Here is a 16,041-nt window from a genome sequence, read left to right as displayed (position 1 = left end):
GCGAACTCCTTTGCTATGGTTGCCCGGCAGCAGTCCCCTGTAGCTCAACTGGCAGAGCAGCCGGCTGTTAACCGGCAGGTTGTTGGTTCGAGTCCAACCGGGGGAGCACCTCGAAAGAGCAGCTCGCGACACGGCCGTGACGCGAGCTGCTCTTTCGTTGTGGTGCGGTGCCCCGAACGGTTCTTCTTGAGTTGGCCAGGTGGCGCGAACTGCTCTTTCGACTGGCGGCGGTTCAGCGGTCCCGGAGAGCGCGTTCGTCGGCCTCTTGCAGCTGCTCGTCGAGGATGGCCGTGTCCACCTCGGCGACCGCACCGGGTCCGGCGGCGCCGCGCGTGATCGTGACGCGCCCTCGCTCACGCAGGCGCCTCTCGACGTAGGCGGCGACGCGGGTGAGGGCGTAGTTGATGACGATGAAGATGATCGCGATGACGATCATCGCCGGCACCGGGTTGCCCTTGTACGAACCGATCTGCCCGAACTTGTTGAGCAGCTCGTCGTAGGTGATGATCGCGCCGAGGGCGGTGTCCTTGAGGACGACGACGAGCTGGCTCACCAGCGACGGGAGCATGGCCGTGATCGCCTGCGGCAGGAGAATCGACCGGAGCGTCTGGCCAGGAGTCAGTCCGATGGACAGCCCCGCCCCGGACCGGATCAGCTCGGCGACGACGGATCCGTTGTAGAGCGTCAGCCCGGTGATGACAGCGGCGAGCGGGTTGATGTCGCTGTCGAAGACGTTGTTGGCCGAGTAGTAGTAGAACGCGGCGATCATCATGACGAGGACGGGCACGGAGCGGAAGAACTCGACCACGATGGTGCTGAGCCACCGCACGGCAGCGTGGTTCGACACGCGGCCCATGCCGAAGGCCACACCGAAGATCCCGGCGAGGGCCACGGAGATGACCGCGGCCTTCAAGGTGGTGAGCAGGCCCGGGATGAGGTACTCGACCCAGATCTCGCCAGTGAGGAACGGCGTCCACTTTTCCGCGTCCAGGTTGCCCTTCTCGCCCAGCTTCCACAACGCGAAGCCGACGAACGAGAGGATCAGCAGCAGGCCGACCAGGCTGAGCACGCGGTGGCGGGCGCGGGCCCTCGGACCGGGGGCATCGAAGAGAACAGCGGTGCTCACCGCTTCACCACCAGCCGGTTGGAGAGGTATGTCGTCAGCATCCCCATGGGCAGGGTGAGGATGACGAAGCCGATGGCGACGATGAGGAAGATCGGCAGGATCAGGTCGGATCGCAGCTCGAGCATCTCCTTCATCAGACCGCTGACCTCCGCCACGCCGATGGCGGTCGCCACCGTGGTGTTCTTGGTCAAGGCGATGAGCGTGTTGCCAAGAGGGGTGATCGCTCCCCGAAAACCTTGCGGCAGAACGACGTCACGCAGGCTCTGCGCGAACGTGAGGCCGATCGACCGGGCCGCCTCGGCCTGTCCAACGGGAACCGTGTTGACGCCCGATCGGATGGCCTCGCAGACGAAGGCGGCGTGGTAGACGGACAGGGCGATCACCGCCCAGATGAGGTTGTTCCGCGCGAACTCGTCGCTGAAGTTGAACCCCAGGTTGACCGCCATGACGATGTTCGCGGCGATGATGATCAGGGTCAGCGGGGTGTTGCGCACGGTGTTGACGTAGAACGCACCGGTCCGCTGGAACACCCCCACCGGTGAGAGCCGCATGATCGCCACGATGGTGCCGATGAGGAGCGAGCCGATGGCGGCGGTGACGGTGAGCAGGATCGTCATCCCGAATGCCGCGAAGATGTTGTACTCCGCGAAGAGTTCACCCATGTGCAGTCCTCCTCGGGCGGTCGAGCTTGTGCTGACCCGGCTGGGGGCCAGCCGGAGCGGGAAGTATGCCGCTGAGCTGAGCCAGCTCAGCGGCATACCCCTCTGCGGTGGGCTGGGTGATCAGGCGGACTGGCAGGTCGGGGTGGGCGGGTTGCCCTCACCCGGCTTGTAGTTGGCCGGGCCGAGCCACTTGTCGACCGACTCCTGCCACTTGCCCTCGTCGATGAACTTCTTCAGTGCGGTGACCACCTGGTTGCAGAACTCCGTGTCGCCCTTCTTGACGCCGACACCGTAGTTCTCCGTCGAGAACTTGTTGCCGACGACCTTGAGCTTGCCCTTGTTGGTGTCCTGGGCCGCGTACCCGGCGAGGATCGTGTCGTCGGTGGTGAGGGCGTCGACCGCTCCGGACTTCAGGGCGTCGACGCAGAGGCTGTAGGTGTTGTACTCCTGCAGGTTGACGCCGGGGATCTCGTCCTTGATCTTCTGGGCACTGGTCGAGCCCTTGACGGAGCAGAGCTTCTTGCCGTCGAGGGTGTCCTTGCCGGTGATCGAGGTGTCGTCGGAGCGGACCAGCAGGTCCTGCCCGGCGATGAAGTACGGGCCGGCGAAGGACACGTCGGCCATCCGCTTCTCGGTGATGGAGTACGTGCCGACGATGTATTTGACCTGCCCCGTCTTGAGCAGGGTCTCGCGCTGGGCGGAGACGGCTTCCACGAACTCGACGTCGAGGTTGAGCTCCTTCGCGATGAAGTTCGCGACGTCGACGTCGAACCCGGAGTAGGTGGCGCCGGTCTTGAGGCCGAGGCCCGGTTGGTCGAACTTGATGCCGACCTTGACCTTGTCGCCGCCCGCGGCCCCGCTGTTGCCTCCGTCGCTCCCGCACGCGGCGAGGCCGAGGGCTGCGACGGTCGCGATGGCGACTGCGCTGGTGCGCCGTAGCTTCATGAGTTGTTCCTCCTGGTGGGGTGGGTGCCCGGCGGTGGCCGGGAACGGTCTGACGGTGTTGATCAGTGGGTGAGGATCTTGCTGAGGAAGTCCTTCGCTCGGGGAGACCGGGCGTTGGTGAAGAACTCCTCGGGCGTGTCCTGCTCGACGATCTCGCCCTCGTCCATGAAGACGACGCGGTCCGCCGCCCGACGGGCGAAGCCCATCTCGTGGGTCACGACGATCATCGTCATGCCCTCCTTGGCGAGGCTCGTCATGACGTCGAGGACCTCGTTGATCATCTCGGGGTCGAGAGCCGAGGTCGGCTCGTCGAAGAGCATGACCTTGGGGTTCATCGCCAAGGACCTGGCGATGGCGACCCGCTGCTGCTGGCCACCCGAGAGCTGCGCCGGGTACTTGTCCCTCTGCTGCTGGACCCCGACGCGCTCGAGCAGCTCCGTGGCCTTCCTCTCGGCCTCCGCCTTGCCGATGCCCCGGACCTTCATCGGCCCGAGCGTGACGTTCTGCAGGATCGTCTTGTGGGCGAAGAGGTTGAAGGACTGGAAGACCATTCCGACGTCCGCCCGCAGCTTTGCCAGCGCCTTGCCCTCCTCCGGCAGCGGCTGGCCGTCGATGAGGATGCGGCCCGTCTCGAAGGTCTCGAGACGGTTGATGGTGCGGCAGAGCGTCGACTTGCCCGACCCGGACGGGCCGAGCACCACGACGACGTCCCCCTTGCCCACGGTGAGGTTGATGTCCTTGAGCACGTGCAGGTCGCCGAAGTGCTTGTTGACGCCCTCGACGACCACGATGGGGTGCTGGCCGTCGGTGCTCGCGTCACGTCGGGCATCGCTGCCGACGGCATTCGCTTCGTCCATGCCGGAAACCTATCGGCTGCGGCTCCCCTGAGCGAGAGGTCCGCAGGAGCGTCGCCGAATCGTAGCGAAGCCGTCCCCCGTCTCCGGGTGACCCGCGCCGCGGTCGAGGTGCTAGTCGGTGCTCGCTGTGGCGCTCGCCGTGGCGCTCGCGGTGGTCGGCTCTGCGACGTCGGAGGTGGTCGCGGGCTCGCTCGGAGCTGTGGTGGCCGCCGGCTCGGACGTGGTGCTGGGAGCGGGCTCGGCGGTGGTCGCGTTCGTCGTGGTCGGCTCGGACGTGGTGCTGGGAGCGGGCTCGGCGGTGGTCGCGTTCGTCGTGGTCGGCTCGGACGTGGTGCTGGGAGCTGGCTCGGCGGTGGTCGCGTTCGTCGTGGTCGGCTCGGACGTGGTGCTGGGAGCGGGCTCGGCGGTGGTCGCGTTCGTCGTGGTCGGCTCGGACGTGGTGCTGGGAGCGGGCTCGGCGGTGGTCGCGTTCGTCGTGGTCGGCTCGGACGTGGTGCTGGGTGCAGGAGCCGTGGTGGTGGGGTCGGTCGTGGTGGGATCCGTGGTCGGGTCGGTCGTGGTGGGATCCGTGGTCGGGTCGGTCGTGGTGGGGTCGGTCGTGGTGGGATCCGTGGTCGGGTCGGTCGTGGTGGGATCCGTGGTGGGGTCGGTCGTGGTGGGATCCGTGGTCGGGTCGGTCGTGGTGGGATCCGTGGTCGGCGGTGCCGTCGTCGAGCTCGTGTCTGACGGGCTGGGAGTGGTGCTGCCGGAGGGCTGCGAGCTCGGAGTCGAGGACGAGGTCGGGGACGGGATGGGCACGTCGCCGTCCTCCACGGTGTGGAACGGCCGGCCCGTGTCGTCCCGGACGACATGAGGCGCGGCCAGGAAGGGGATGCTCGGAGCGTGCGACGACGGCAGGCCGAGGTAGGGAGCCGGGTCGACGTAGCGGTCGTCGAGGATGACGTCGAAGTGCAGGTGGCAGCCGGTGGACCAGCCGGTGGTCCCGACCAGTCCGATGATGTCGCCCTGCTTGACGACGTCCCCCTCCTTGACGAGGAACTTGGACTGGTGGCCGTAGGCCGTCTTCAGGGTCGGGCTGTGCTCGATGATGGTCCGGGCGCCCCAGGACGCTGAGACTTCGGCGTAGACGACGGTGCCGGACGCGGCGGCACGGATCGGTGTGCCACAGGCCGCTGCGAGGTCGATGCCGGTGTGGAACATCGGCACCCCCAGCACGGGGTGCATGCGCGGGCCGAAGGTGGACGACAGTCCGCCCGGAACCGGGTGGATGAAACGCATCTCGGCCTGTTGGCCCGGAAGCAGCGACCCGAGGGCTGGCGCCAGGGTGGGGGAGAGCGAGAGCCCCGGGAACTGGAACAGTCCTCCGCCGATCGCTGACGAGAGCCCAGAGAGCGACCCCGACATTTCCGGCGTGACGCCTTGGGGGTAGGCCGGCGCGGGGATGCTCGGCGCGGCTGGGACCGCTGCTGCGGCTCCGGCGGCGAGGACCACGGACTGCCGCTCGAGCTGGGGCGCGCTGCCACCGAGGAAGGGGAGCAGGGCGAAGAGCGTGACACCGGTCGCGAACGTCAAGGTCCGACCGCGCATCCGGATGTGAACCACGGTCGGGCCGGTGGTCGGCCTGATCGGCTCCTGCACGGGCAGGCACCCCCATCGGGCAGATCGAGAATCGGACCGGGGTCTCCTGACGGTGACTCCGGACCGGCCGCCAGAGCGGAGCGCCCCCGCGCCGCGCTGCCAGCCGGTGTCTCCACCATAAGATGATCGGCGGGCCTCGGGGCCGGAACCAGCCGAAGTTTCCAGTGATTTCGCCGACTCTGTGAGATCGACGATGTGGTCCACGGCGTCAGCGGACGCGTCCCCCGACCTCCCGGGCCGCGCTGAGGGCTGGCCAAGGAGCCGGATCCTGCAGGGTCCGGATCGTCCTGGCGAGCAGGCAGGCCCACCCGAGGCACCAGGCCAGGACGGCAACGGCGTGGCCCGTCGGCGCGTCCGGCCACGGGACGAGCCGCGGGACCGGACTGAGCAGGACGAGAAGGAAGCCGATCTGCTGCGCTCGCGTGGGGACCAGGACTCCGGGCGTGCGCAGCATGGTCGCTCGGGCCGTGAAGGCATAGATCATGCTTCCCATGGCTCCCATGGTGAGGGCGTGCACCGCGGTGCCCACCGTCACGGGAGCCGGCGCCCCCGCCCCGACGATCAGGGCCGCGCCGAGGAGGCCGAGCCCTGAGCCGAGCCAGAGCCACGCCAGCACCAGCATCGCCACGCCGGGGTGCGTTCGGATGCGCGTGACCGACCAGTGCCTCACCCGTGCCAGCGTGAACAGGCCGACCACGGCGAGCAGGACACCTCCGGCCCGCTCGGCACCGACCAGCACCGCGCCGGTCGCCCCCGCGATGAGCGCCGGTGCCAGGGGCCCGGCCGCAGGGGGAGGGGCGGGCGAGCGAAGGGCCGCACCGACGAAAGCGGGGACTGCCCGGCCCCCGACGAGACTGATCAGCGCGGCAAAGAGGAGGACCGCCGCCACCGGGAGGGCTGAGCCGTGCGGCGCCGACGCGAACGCCAGCTCAGCCGCACCGAGAACAGCGGGGGCGAGGGTGAGTGGGACCTTCCTCCAGAGTCTGCGGCGAAGGACGGGGACGGCCAAGGCGGTCATGAGGACGGCGTGGAAGGCGATGTCGGCGACGATGAAGGCGAGGTCGGCGGGGCATCCGAAGGTGGCGAGGAGCCGCGTGACGAGCCACAGCGACACGAGTCCCCAGACGGTCGCCGCCGACGCTCGGTGCCCCGTCCAGCTCGGCAGCGCGGTGAGGAGATAGCCGGCCACGGCGGCGCTGCCCATCCCGAAGACCAACCACGTCAGGTGCAGCCGGATCGGCTCCTCGGTGGGTAGCAGCCACACGAGGCCCCCGACGATGGCCGCGGCCTGGGCGAGGAGGAACAACGGCCGGTGGGCCGGAAAGCCGTGCGACGGCGGGCGCGCCGGCATTCAGGCGCCAACGTAGTCCGACAGGTGCGTCCCCGTCAGGGTGCTCCGCGAGGCCACCAGGTCAGCGGGCCTGCCTTCGAAGACGACCCGGCCTCCGTCGTGCCCGGCACCCGGCCCGAGGTCGATGATCCAGTCGGCGTGTGCCATCACCGCCTGGTGGTGCTCGATGACGATGACTGACTTGCCGGAGTCGACGAGTCGGTCGAGCAGGGCGAGCAGCTGCTGGACGTCAGCCAGGTGCAGGCCGGTGGTCGGTTCGTCGAGGACGTAGACGTCTCCCTTGCCGCCCATGTGGGTCGCGAGCTTGAGTCGCTGCCGCTCGCCACCCGACAGGGTCGTGAGTGGCTGGCCCAGGCTCAGGTAGCCGAGCCCGACGTCGGCGAGCCGGTCGAGGATCGTGTGGGCGGCCGGAGTGCGGGCCTCCCCCCGAGCGAAGAAGTCCGCCGCCTCGTCGACCGGCATGGCGAGCACCTCGCTGATGTTCCGGCCGCCGAACCGGTACTTGAGGACCGCCGCCTGGAACCGCCGCCCCTCGCACTCCTCGCACGTCGTGGCGACGCCGGCCATGAGGGCGAGGTCGGTGTAGATGACCCCGGCGCCGTTGCACGCGGGGCAGGCGCCCTCGGAGTTGGCGCTGAAGAGGGCCGGCTTCACGCCGTTCGCCTTGGCGAAGGCCTTGCGGATCGGGTCGAGGAGGCCGGTGTAGGTCGCCGGGTTGCTCCGGCGGGACCCACGGATCCCCGCCTGGTCGATGGCGATGACGCCGTCACGCCCGGCCACCGAGCCGTGGATCAGTGAGCTCTTCCCCGAGCCCGCCACACCCGTCACGACCGTCAGGACGCCGAGGGGGATGTCGACGTCGACGTCGCGCAGGTTGTGGAGGTTGGCCTCCCGCACCTCGAGGACACCGGACGGTTCGCGGACCGACTCCTTGAGCGAGGCACGGTCGTCGAGGTGGTGGCCGGTGATGGTCCCGCTCCGGCGCAGGTCCTCGACGGTGCCCTCGAAGCAGACGGTTCCCCCGGCTGCGCCCGCCCCCGGCCCGAGGTCGACCACGTGGTCGGCGACGGAGATCATCTCCGGCTTGTGCTCGACGACGAGCACGGTGTTGCCCTTGTCGCGCAGCTGCAGGAGCAGTCCGTTCATCCGCTGGATGTCGTGCGGGTGCAGCCCGATGCTCGGTTCGTCGAAGACGTAGGTGACGTCGGTGAGGGACGACCCGAGGTGGCGGATCATCTTGGTGCGTTGCGCCTCCCCGCCGGACAAGGTCCCGGCGGGCCGGTCGAGCGACAGGTAGCCCAGCCCGATCTCGGCGAACGAGTCGAAGAGGTGCTGGAGGCCGGTGACGAGCGGGCGGACGGATGGGTCGTCGAGCTGTCGGACCCACTCTGCGGCGTCCGTGATCTGCATGGCGCAGACGTCGGCGATGCTCTTGCCGCGGATCAGGGAGGAGCGCGCCGTCGCGTTGAGGCGAGTGCCGTCGCAGTCCGGACACGTGGTGAACGTGACGGCCCGTTCGACGAACGCCCGGATGTGCGGCTGCATCGCGTCGACGTCCTTGGTGAGCATCGACTTCTGGATCTTGGGGATCAGTCCCTCGTAAGTGAGGTTGATCCCCTCGATCTTGACCTTGGTCGGACCTTTGTGGAGCAGGTCGTGCAGCTCCCGCTTGGTGTACTTGCTGATCGGCTTGTCGGGGTCGAAGAAGCCGCAGCCGCGGTAGATGCGCCCGTACCAGCCGTCCATGCTGTAGCCGGGGATCGTCAGCGCGCCCTCGTTGAGCGACTTGTCCGCGTCGTACAGGGCGGTGAGGTCGAAGTCGGTGACCGAGCCCATCCCTTCGCAACGGGCGCACATGCCGCCGGTGATGGAGAAGCTGCGCCGTTCCTTGGTCGTGCTCTCCCCGCGCTGGATCGTCACGGCTCCCGCGCCGGAGATGGAGGCGACGTTGAACGAGAACGCCTGGGCCGAGCCGATGTGGGGCTGGCCGAGCCGGCTGTAGAGGATGCGGAGCATCGCGTTGGCGTCCGTGGCCGTTCCGACGGTGGACCGGGGGTTCGCGCCCATCCGCTCCTGGTCGACGATGATCGCCGTGGTCAGCCCGTCGAGCAGGTCGACGTCGGGTCGGGCCAGGGTCTGCATGAAGCCCTGGAGGAAGGCGCTGTAGGTCTCGTTGATGAGTCGCTGGGACTCCGCGGCGATGGTGTTGAAGACGAGGGAGCTCTTTCCCGAGCCGGAGACGCCGGTGAACGCGGTCAGCCGGCGCTTGGGGATCTCGACGCTGATGTCCTTGAGGTTGTTCTCCCGGGCGCCGTGCACGCGGATGAGGTCATGGCTGTCGGCGGGAAGTGGGGTCGACGGCTCCGGACCGGTCTGCGTCTCAGGGCGCGTCATGACGGCCAACCTAGTACCCCACCGACCGCGTGCCGAGCGTCGTGCGAGGACCGAGCCCGGCGGCATACGACATCGACCGTGGGGGCCCTAGCCCGCTGGGATGGGGACGAACGGGCGGATCTCGTCGGTCCCGGGTCTGACGATGCCGGCTGAGCCCTCGGGGACGCCGGTCCACGCGCCGGGCAGGTTGAGGAGTGGCTCGGAGACGATGAGTCGCGTCTCCGGGCCGAGACCCTTGAGGACGGCGACGTCCGGGTGCAGCCGGCGCAGCTGGGCGACGTCCTGTGAGTAGTACAGCGACCGGCTCCGGCCCTCCGTGGAGTAGCGGAACCCCCAGAGGCAGTCGCCGTTCGCCGTCGCGACGGTCATCTGGACGGCGTTCTCGACGCCGTGGGCGCGGGCCACGTCCTCGACCAGCCCTACCGCGCGGGCCACCGCCTCGAACGGGTCGTCCTCGAGCCCGAAAGTCAGGGCGAGGAAGAAGAGCACCTCGGAGTCCGTGCTCCCCTCGATGGACGGGTAGAGACCCGGGTCCACGGCGAGGACGAGATCCCGCTTGAGCGTGGGGAACTCGGCGATCTGACCGTTGTGCATCCAGAGCCAGCGGCCGTGGCGGAACGGGTGGCAGTTCGAGCGCTGCACGGCGGTCCCCGTCGAGGCGCGCACGTGCGCGAAAAGGAGATGGGTGCGCACCTGCTGGGCGAGCTCGCGCAGGTTCGGGTCGCTCCACGCCGGGTGCGTGGACTTGTAGACGGCCGGCTCGGGGCCGGCGCCGTACCAGCCGAGTCCGAAGCCGTCGCCGTTCGTCGTCGTGGCGCCGAGGCGGGAGTTGAGGCTCTGGTCGATGACCGAGTGGTCAGGGCGGAAGAGCAGGTCGGCAGCGAGGACCGGGTCGCCGAAGTAGGCCATCCATCTGCACATCCATCCACTGAACCAGACGGGGTCGGGTCGGCGACAGGGGCGCGGTGACGCGCGGGGTCCCACGTCGATGTCGTATGCCGCTGGGCTCGCTCCCGAGTGTCCGTCCCGACCGCGCGCTGGAGGTTCGATGTCACTTCCCTGAAGGTTCGGTCAACATGGCCCCGAAGGGCTGCAGACCGGGTTCGACGACCCCAATGATGAGAACCGCGACGGGTCACCGTCATCCCTGGAGGAGCCAGCCATGCGTCGTCGTCTCATCATCAAGGTCGGTCTGTACCCGTTGGTTGCAGCCGGCACTCTCCTTGCCATAGGGGCGGTCACGGAGTCGGCAGCCGCCGCACCTCCCGGCATCGCCGTGGCGCTGCCGCAGGACTGTGACGTCTCGGGCGGCCAGCCCGGCGGCGAGCACGCCCCAGGCGGGCACGACGACCATGGCGGTGGTGCCGCGGGTGAGGGCGGCATGGACCACAGCCAGATGGCGGACGGCGAGATGGACCACAGTCAGATGGGCGACGGCGAGATGGACCACAGCCAGATGGGCGACGGCGAGATGGACCACAGCAGCCACGGCTCCGGCTCGGTCGCGGCTCCGGATGACGCGTCGCGGAACCTCGTGCTCGGCGGGTTCGCCGGCGTCAACGCGGGCGTGCTCGCGGGGGCCGGGATCCTGCGCCGCCGTACCGCCTCACGGCGTGAACGTCACGTCGCGGCTCGCACGACCGCCCGGCCCGCGCGGCGAGTCACGGAAGGCGACGAGCGATGAGCGCCCCGACCCAGACCCGGCCCAGCGCGGAGGAGTCCCCGAAGCCGAACGTCGCCCCGCCCCGTCGGGGGCGCAACCTCATGGAGGTGCCGCTCGTCGCTCGGGCGATGCGCAGCCGGCTGTACCCCGGGGTGCTCCAGGTCCTCGTCGCCGCCGTCTTCGCGCTCGTTGCCTACCAGCTGCTCGTCGGCCCGGACACCGCCCATGACAACGCCGGCACCGCTTTGATGTGGGTGCTCTGGTGGCCGGTGATCCCGATCGTCTTCGTCGTGCTCGGGCGGTTCTGGTGCGCGGTCTGCCCCTTCGGATGGCTGTCCGACCAGGTGCAGAAGCTCGTCGGCGTCAACCGACCCGTGCCCACCTTCCTCAAGCGCTACGGCATCTGGATCATCGACGCCCAGTTCATCCTCATCACGTGGGCCGACCATGTCTGGGGCATCGTCGAGTCTCCTTGGGGCTCAGGTGTCCTCCTCCTGCTGCTGACCACCGCGGTCATCGTGTCCGGCGCCTTCTTCCAACGGCGCACCTTCTGCCGCTACCTCTGCTTCCTCGGAGGCCTGTCCGGCAACTACGCCCGCACGGGCATGGTCGAGCTCCGCGCCAACCAGGACATCTGCCGCACGTGCACGAGCCGGGCCGCCTGCTACAACGGCACGGACAAGGTGGCCGGCTGCCCGCTGTTCACCTTCCCGAGGACGATGGACTCGAGCGCCAACTGCAACCTCTGCGCCAACTGCATCAAGGCCTGCCCCAACGACGCGCTGGAGCTCCGGCTCCGGAAGCCCACGAGCGAGCTGTGGTTCATCCGCACCCCGCGGCTGGAGGAGTCCTTCCTCGCCATGGCGATCATGGGCATCGTCATCATCCAGAACCTCACGATGCTCAACGTCTGGAGCACCTTCCTCGACTGGATCGGCACCTCCACCGGGATCACGAGCCCGTCGGCCATCTTCACCGTCGCGTTCACGATTGCGGTCGGGGCTCCGGTGGGCCTGCTGGTCCTCGCGTCCCAGGTCGCCTCCCGCGGGAACCTCGAGAGCACGAAGCTGAACTTCGCACGCTTCGGCTACGCCCTGATCCCGCTCGATGTCGCGGGCCACATCGCCCACAACCTGTTCCACCTGCTCGCCGAGGGCAAGTCGGTCCTCTTCACGGTCGTTGCCCTCTTCGGCGGCGACGCGGGCGACGGTTCGGCCGCGCTGCTGGACACCGGGACGATCCAGATCCTCCAGTACGTCGTGCTGGCCCTCGGCCTGGCCGGCTCGGTGTACGCGGCTCGTCGCATCGCCCGCGGTCGCTACCGGACCGCTGCCCGGCGGCGCGTCACGCTCGTGCCGATGATCTCCCTCATCGTCCTGCTGGCCGGCCTCAACGTCTGGATGTTCGCGCTGCCGATGGCCCACCGCATGTAAGTGCGAGGCGGTGGGTAAGCGGTGGGAGCGGGCGGCGCCAGCAGCGCCGGGCACCCGGTCCAGCGCCGTCGCCCGGATGAGAGGACGACATGCATACCGTTGAGGCCATGCTCGAGACCTATCCCAAGGACCTCGGTGACGTCGATCGGGGCCGGCTGGCTGCCTGCATCCAGGCGTGCTACGAGTGCTCGCAGGCGTGCACCGCGTGCGCTGACGCGTGTCTGAGCGAGGACATGGTGGCCGATCTGACCACGTGCATCCGGACCAACCTCGACTGCGCGGACGTGTGCGCCACGACCGGGGCGGTGCTGTCCCGACAGACCGGCCACGACGCGAACCTGGCGCGTGCCGTGCTCGAGGCGTGCGCGGCCGCGTGCAAGGCGTGCGGTGACGAGTGCGAGCGCCACGCTTCGATGCACGAGCACTGCCGCGTGTGCGCCGAATCGTGCAGACGGTGTGAGCAGTCCTGCCGTGACCTGCTCGCCACGCTGGCCTGACGCCGAGCCGTCTCAGCTCGGCCCACACACGCCGACGACCCCGCCGCCAACGGTGTTCGGTGGCGGCGGGGTCGCGGTGTCGAGCCGCTCGGTCAGGGCATGGTTGCCAGGTGCATGGCGTCCCAGCCGGTGATCCCCTCATGAGTGCCCGGGTTGTGCACCCCGTCGAGGCCCATCTCCGCGCAGTGCGTGACGTGCTGGCCGAAGTCGTCGTTCGTCACGTCGGCCTGGGCCGGTCCGGCCAGGAGGAGTCCCGTCCCGGCGAGCGACAGGACTCCAAGGGTCCTGAGCATGGTCCGCATGTAGATCACCTTCCATCGTCGTGGGCGAACAGTCCTGCCGCCCCATGGAGCCAGCATGTGGGGCGGCAGGAGGGTTCGGAACCCCGACGGCGAAACCTTCATCGATCCTTCAACGATCGCGCGGGCTGGCCTTCATCTCGGTCGAGGAAGGTCAGGCTCGGGGAAGTATGAGTGCGCTCCACGGGCGGATGGCTCAGCCGGTGGCCCGGACGACGCCCATCATGCCGCGGTCCTCGTGGTCGAGGAGGTGGCAGTGGTAGACGGTGCGGCCGCCGAAGTCCGCGAAGGCGATTCGCACTCTCACCGCGGCGTTGGCGGGCACGATGACGACGTCACGCCAGTCGGGTCGGCCGTCTGCGGGCGCCTCCGGGCCCTGCACGATCTGCATCGGCCAGACGTGCAGGTGGAAAGGATGGTCCATGGGCGTGGCGTTGGCAATGGTCCACTCCTCGACGGTGCCGAGCCGGGGATCCTGGTCGACGCGCTCCGGGTCGAACTCGCGGCCGTCGAACCCGAACGTCATACCCTGCGGCCGCATGCCCATGCCCATGCCCATTCCCATCGTGAAGGTGATTCTCCGACGCCGGTCGACGGCGCGCTTCCGCAGGTCCGGCAGGACTCGGTCGGGCCAGGACCGCTGCGGGGGAACAACGCGGGGGGACCGGCTCGAGTCGTCCACGCGCACCTCGGCGAGCACGGCCTCCGCCGAGGTGTGGTTGCCGCCCATCATTCCCATGCCGCCCCGGCTGACGGGGAGCGTCCGCAGAGCGTGACTGCCCGCCCCGCTGGACGTGACGACGAGGTCGGCGCGGTTGCCGGGGGCCAGAGTCACGGTTTCCACCCGGGTCGGGGAGGCGAGTGCCTGTCCGTCGATCCCGAGAAGGCCGAGCTGGTGGCCGTCCAGCTGGAGGCGAAGGAAACGCGACACGCAGGCGTTGACCACACGCCATCGCTCGACCACCCCGGCGGTCAGACTGATCCGGGGGCGGTGCATCCCGTTCACGAGGACGAGCGCGCCTTCCCGACCCGTCATGACCTCGGGAAGTGAGGGGGCGGCCGGGACACCGGCTGCGTCGAGGGTGATGTCACTGACCGTGAGGAGGCGCTCGGGGAGATCAGGGTCCCGCTGTCCGGCCACGATGAGCGCTCCGAACAGCCCCCCGAAGACCTGGTCCGCGACCGTGCCGTGATGGTGCGGGTGGTACCAGAACGTGCCGGCGGGATGCTCGTGCGGGATGGCGAACTCATACTGCGCCGACTCGCCGGGCGCCACCATTCGGAAGGGGTTGTCCCCCTGACCTTGGGGTGACACGTGCAGGCCGTGCGTGTGCAGGTTCGTCGCGGCACTGAGGCGGTTCGTGAGGCGGACCCGTAGCGTGTCGCCGGGACTGACGCGCAGCGTGGGGCCCGGGCTCGTGCCGGCGTAGCCCAGGGCCTGGGTCTGCCTTCCCGCCAGGCGCACTCCCGAGGCAGCGACGAGCTCGACATCGAGCCGGCCGCCCACGCTGCTCAACACCTCTGGTTCGCTCAGCTGCGCTCCCGAGTCGGCCGGTTGCCGGTCTTGGCCCACCGCCGTTCGCCAGAGGCCCACGGCGCCAACCGTCGCTGTCACGGCCCCCAGTCCGGCCACCTGGAGGGCCGTTCGCCGACTGAGGTCAGCCATCTCGGAGTGCCCGGAGCCGTTGGCGGAAGTCCTCTTCGGTGATCTCCCCCCGGGCGAAGCGCTCACGGAGAGTGTCCTCCGGTGCCGGTGTCGTCCCGGTGCCTGGCCCCGCATCGCGGCGACGGGCCTCGACCAGGCCCCAGGCCAGCACGGCGAGTCCCACGAGGAGGAGGACGAGCCACACTCCACCGGCACCCATGCCGAGGGGGGAACCGAACATCGGGTCGCCACCTCCTGGCATTCGCCTGCTTCTGGACCGGCAGCAGACCACCGGCTCTCGCCAAGATTACCCCGTGGGGTATGGCCACGTGGTCGTGCAGTCAGTCGGACGGTGCCCGCAGGCCGAGGCTGAAGACCTCCGGCGGTGGCTTCTGGGCACTCTCGAGGCGGCGGTACGCCGTCGGGGTCGTGCCGACCTCGGCGAGGAACTGTCGGTTGAAGTTCGCGATGTTGTGGTAGCCGCTCATCGCGGCCACTTGGGACACCGAGTGCTCCGTCGTGTCGAGCAGGCGGCGGGCGTAGGCGATGCGCAGCTTCTTCACCATGCTCGAGAACGTGGTCCCCGTCGCGGCCTTGAAGTACTTGGAGAACGTCGGCTCGGACATGTACGCGAGGCGCGCCGCAGTCGACAGGCGGATGTCTCCGGTGAGGTTCTCGAAGATGTAGCTCAGCCCCGCGCCGCCCGCATCGCGGGCCGTGGCGTCGGTCGCCCGCCCCAGCCACTCGCTCGCCACCACCTCGTACTCGTCCGTGGGGGCGTGGGCGAACAGGGCGAGGATCTTGAAGAGGTGGCCGAGGCGCTCGACCCCCACGCTGTGCACGCACGCCAGGATCGCCTCGGCGGCCCTCCAGGCCGTGGCCCCCGAGAACACGAGGCCACGGGTGGAGCGGTTGAGCATCTCCGAGACCTCGGCCAGCTCGGGCAGGTGCTCCATCGCGCGGCGGATCCACTCGTCGCTGAACTGGATGACGGCGTCACGGTCGACCGCGACCTGTCCCTCGGCGAGGTCGCTGACCCAGTCGTGGGGCAGGTTGGGGCCCATCAGGCTGACGTGACCGGGCGCGAAAGTCCCGATGTGGTCACCGGCGATGAAGCTGCCCCGTGTCTTGGTGATGAGGTGGATCTCGTACTCCGGGTGGTAGCCCCAGCCGCAGATCTCGCTCGGGAAGTCATGGGTCAGGACCCGCACCGAGGACTGCGGATGGGGCGGGATGACCTCGCGCCGGAGCGTCGGCCCCGACGTGGTGCTCGGCGCGTGCTCGACCATCGCTCCCTCCCGTGCGCGAGTCCAGCCGCGGCACCACCTCACCGGCCCGCCGCAGTGTGACCTGGGTCGCATTCGGGAAAAATAGTATCAACATCACGTAGGTGATGGTGCTTGTTGGCGCACTCCGGCCGCTCGTACCGTTCCGGGAAGTTCCTGTTACGAACCACGGCGGACGTCTCGTCCGAACACCCGCGGGCCTCGCCACGAGGGGCCCGTCCAAGCGGGCCAGACGGAACGAGATG

General features: G+C 69.1%; 15 protein-coding genes and 1 tRNA gene. 4 read left to right on the top strand and 12 right to left on the bottom strand.

What is annotated here, in order from left to right:
- Window positions 1-33: 33 nt before the first annotated feature.
- Window positions 34-106: transfer RNA gene (locus INTCA_RS10715), tRNA-Asn, on the top strand.
- A gap of 126 nt (window positions 107-232) precedes the next feature.
- Here the strand turns inward: INTCA_RS10715 and INTCA_RS10710 are convergent.
- From INTCA_RS10710 to INTCA_RS10675, 8 genes are all read right to left on the bottom strand, one after another.
- Window positions 233-1,126, bottom strand: coding sequence for an amino acid ABC transporter permease (locus tag INTCA_RS10710; protein WP_013492936.1), 894 nt, complete (start codon window positions 1,124-1,126; stop codon window positions 233-235).
- Window positions 1,123-1,788 (bottom strand): amino acid ABC transporter permease, encoded by a 666-nt coding sequence (locus INTCA_RS10705; RefSeq protein WP_013492935.1) that lies wholly within the window; start codon window positions 1,786-1,788, stop codon window positions 1,123-1,125. Before INTCA_RS10705 ends, INTCA_RS10710 begins: the two co-directional genes overlap by 4 nt.
- A 120-nt stretch (window positions 1,789-1,908) precedes the next feature.
- A complete protein-coding gene (locus INTCA_RS10700; protein WP_013492934.1) occupies window positions 1,909-2,733 on the bottom strand; it encodes a glutamate ABC transporter substrate-binding protein in 825 nt (274 codons plus the stop codon).
- A gap of 62 nt (window positions 2,734-2,795) precedes the next feature.
- Window positions 2,796-3,590 carry an amino acid ABC transporter ATP-binding protein gene (locus INTCA_RS10695; protein WP_013492933.1) on the bottom strand — a complete coding sequence of 265 codons (795 nt, stop codon included), beginning with the start codon at window positions 3,588-3,590 and terminating at the stop codon, window positions 2,796-2,798.
- A gap of 111 nt (window positions 3,591-3,701) precedes the next feature.
- Window positions 3,702-5,228, bottom strand: a complete 1,527-nt coding sequence (locus tag INTCA_RS18725) for a M23 family metallopeptidase (protein ID WP_013492932.1) — start codon at window positions 5,226-5,228, stop codon at window positions 3,702-3,704.
- Window positions 5,229-5,436: 208 nt separating this feature from the next.
- Window positions 5,437-6,579 carry an NnrS family protein gene (locus INTCA_RS10685; protein WP_013492931.1) on the bottom strand — a complete coding sequence of 381 codons (1,143 nt, stop codon included), beginning with the start codon at window positions 6,577-6,579 and terminating at the stop codon, window positions 5,437-5,439.
- Window positions 6,580-8,973 carry an ATP-binding cassette domain-containing protein gene (locus tag INTCA_RS10680; RefSeq protein ID WP_013492930.1) on the bottom strand — a complete coding sequence of 798 codons (2,394 nt, stop codon included), beginning with the start codon at window positions 8,971-8,973 and terminating at the stop codon, window positions 6,580-6,582. It lies immediately after the preceding gene.
- A gap of 87 nt (window positions 8,974-9,060) precedes the next feature.
- On the bottom strand, window positions 9,061-9,894 hold the full coding sequence (locus tag INTCA_RS10675; RefSeq protein ID WP_199921497.1) for a class II glutamine amidotransferase: 834 nt from the start codon (window positions 9,892-9,894) through the stop codon (window positions 9,061-9,063).
- A gap of 241 nt (window positions 9,895-10,135) precedes the next feature.
- Between INTCA_RS10675 and INTCA_RS10670 the strand changes: the two genes are divergently transcribed.
- From INTCA_RS10670 to INTCA_RS10660, 3 genes are all read left to right on the top strand, one after another.
- The gene (locus INTCA_RS10670; RefSeq protein ID WP_013492928.1) at window positions 10,136-10,657 is read left to right on the top strand and encodes a hypothetical protein; all 522 of its coding nucleotides are present in this window, start codon (window positions 10,136-10,138) and stop codon (window positions 10,655-10,657) included.
- The gene (locus INTCA_RS10665; RefSeq protein ID WP_013492927.1) at window positions 10,654-12,069 is read left to right on the top strand and encodes a 4Fe-4S binding protein; all 1,416 of its coding nucleotides are present in this window, start codon (window positions 10,654-10,656) and stop codon (window positions 12,067-12,069) included. The genes INTCA_RS10670 and INTCA_RS10665 overlap by 4 nt, the downstream gene beginning before the upstream one ends.
- 89 nt (window positions 12,070-12,158) lie before the next feature.
- Window positions 12,159-12,566, top strand: coding sequence for a four-helix bundle copper-binding protein (locus tag INTCA_RS10660; RefSeq protein WP_013492926.1), 408 nt, complete (start codon window positions 12,159-12,161; stop codon window positions 12,564-12,566).
- Window positions 12,567-12,658: 92 nt separating this feature from the next.
- Here INTCA_RS10660 and INTCA_RS10655 read toward each other — a convergent pair whose 3' ends face one another.
- The 4 genes from INTCA_RS10655 to INTCA_RS10640 form a co-directional block, all read right to left on the bottom strand.
- A complete protein-coding gene (locus tag INTCA_RS10655) occupies window positions 12,659-12,868 on the bottom strand; it encodes a hypothetical protein (protein WP_013492925.1) in 210 nt (69 codons plus the stop codon).
- Window positions 12,869-13,061: 193 nt separating this feature from the next.
- A complete protein-coding gene (locus INTCA_RS10650; RefSeq protein ID WP_342341434.1) occupies window positions 13,062-14,480 on the bottom strand; it encodes a multicopper oxidase family protein in 1,419 nt (472 codons plus the stop codon).
- A 43-nt stretch (window positions 14,481-14,523) separates the two neighbouring features.
- The gene (locus INTCA_RS10645; RefSeq protein WP_013492923.1) at window positions 14,524-14,751 is read right to left on the bottom strand and encodes an SHOCT domain-containing protein; all 228 of its coding nucleotides are present in this window, start codon (window positions 14,749-14,751) and stop codon (window positions 14,524-14,526) included.
- A 100-nt stretch (window positions 14,752-14,851) separates the two neighbouring features.
- Window positions 14,852-15,799: an AraC family transcriptional regulator gene (locus tag INTCA_RS10640; RefSeq protein WP_013492922.1), complete on the bottom strand. Its 948-nt coding sequence runs from the start codon at window positions 15,797-15,799 to the stop codon at window positions 14,852-14,854.
- Window positions 15,800-16,041 lie beyond the last annotated feature (242 nt).

It is taken from the genome of Intrasporangium calvum DSM 43043 (genome assembly GCF_000184685.1).
In the GTDB taxonomy this organism is placed as follows: Bacteria; Actinomycetota; Actinomycetes; order Actinomycetales; family Dermatophilaceae; genus Intrasporangium; species Intrasporangium calvum.
The sequence above is the reverse complement of the archived record's forward strand: the minus strand, read 5'-3'. Positions and strand labels throughout refer to the sequence as shown.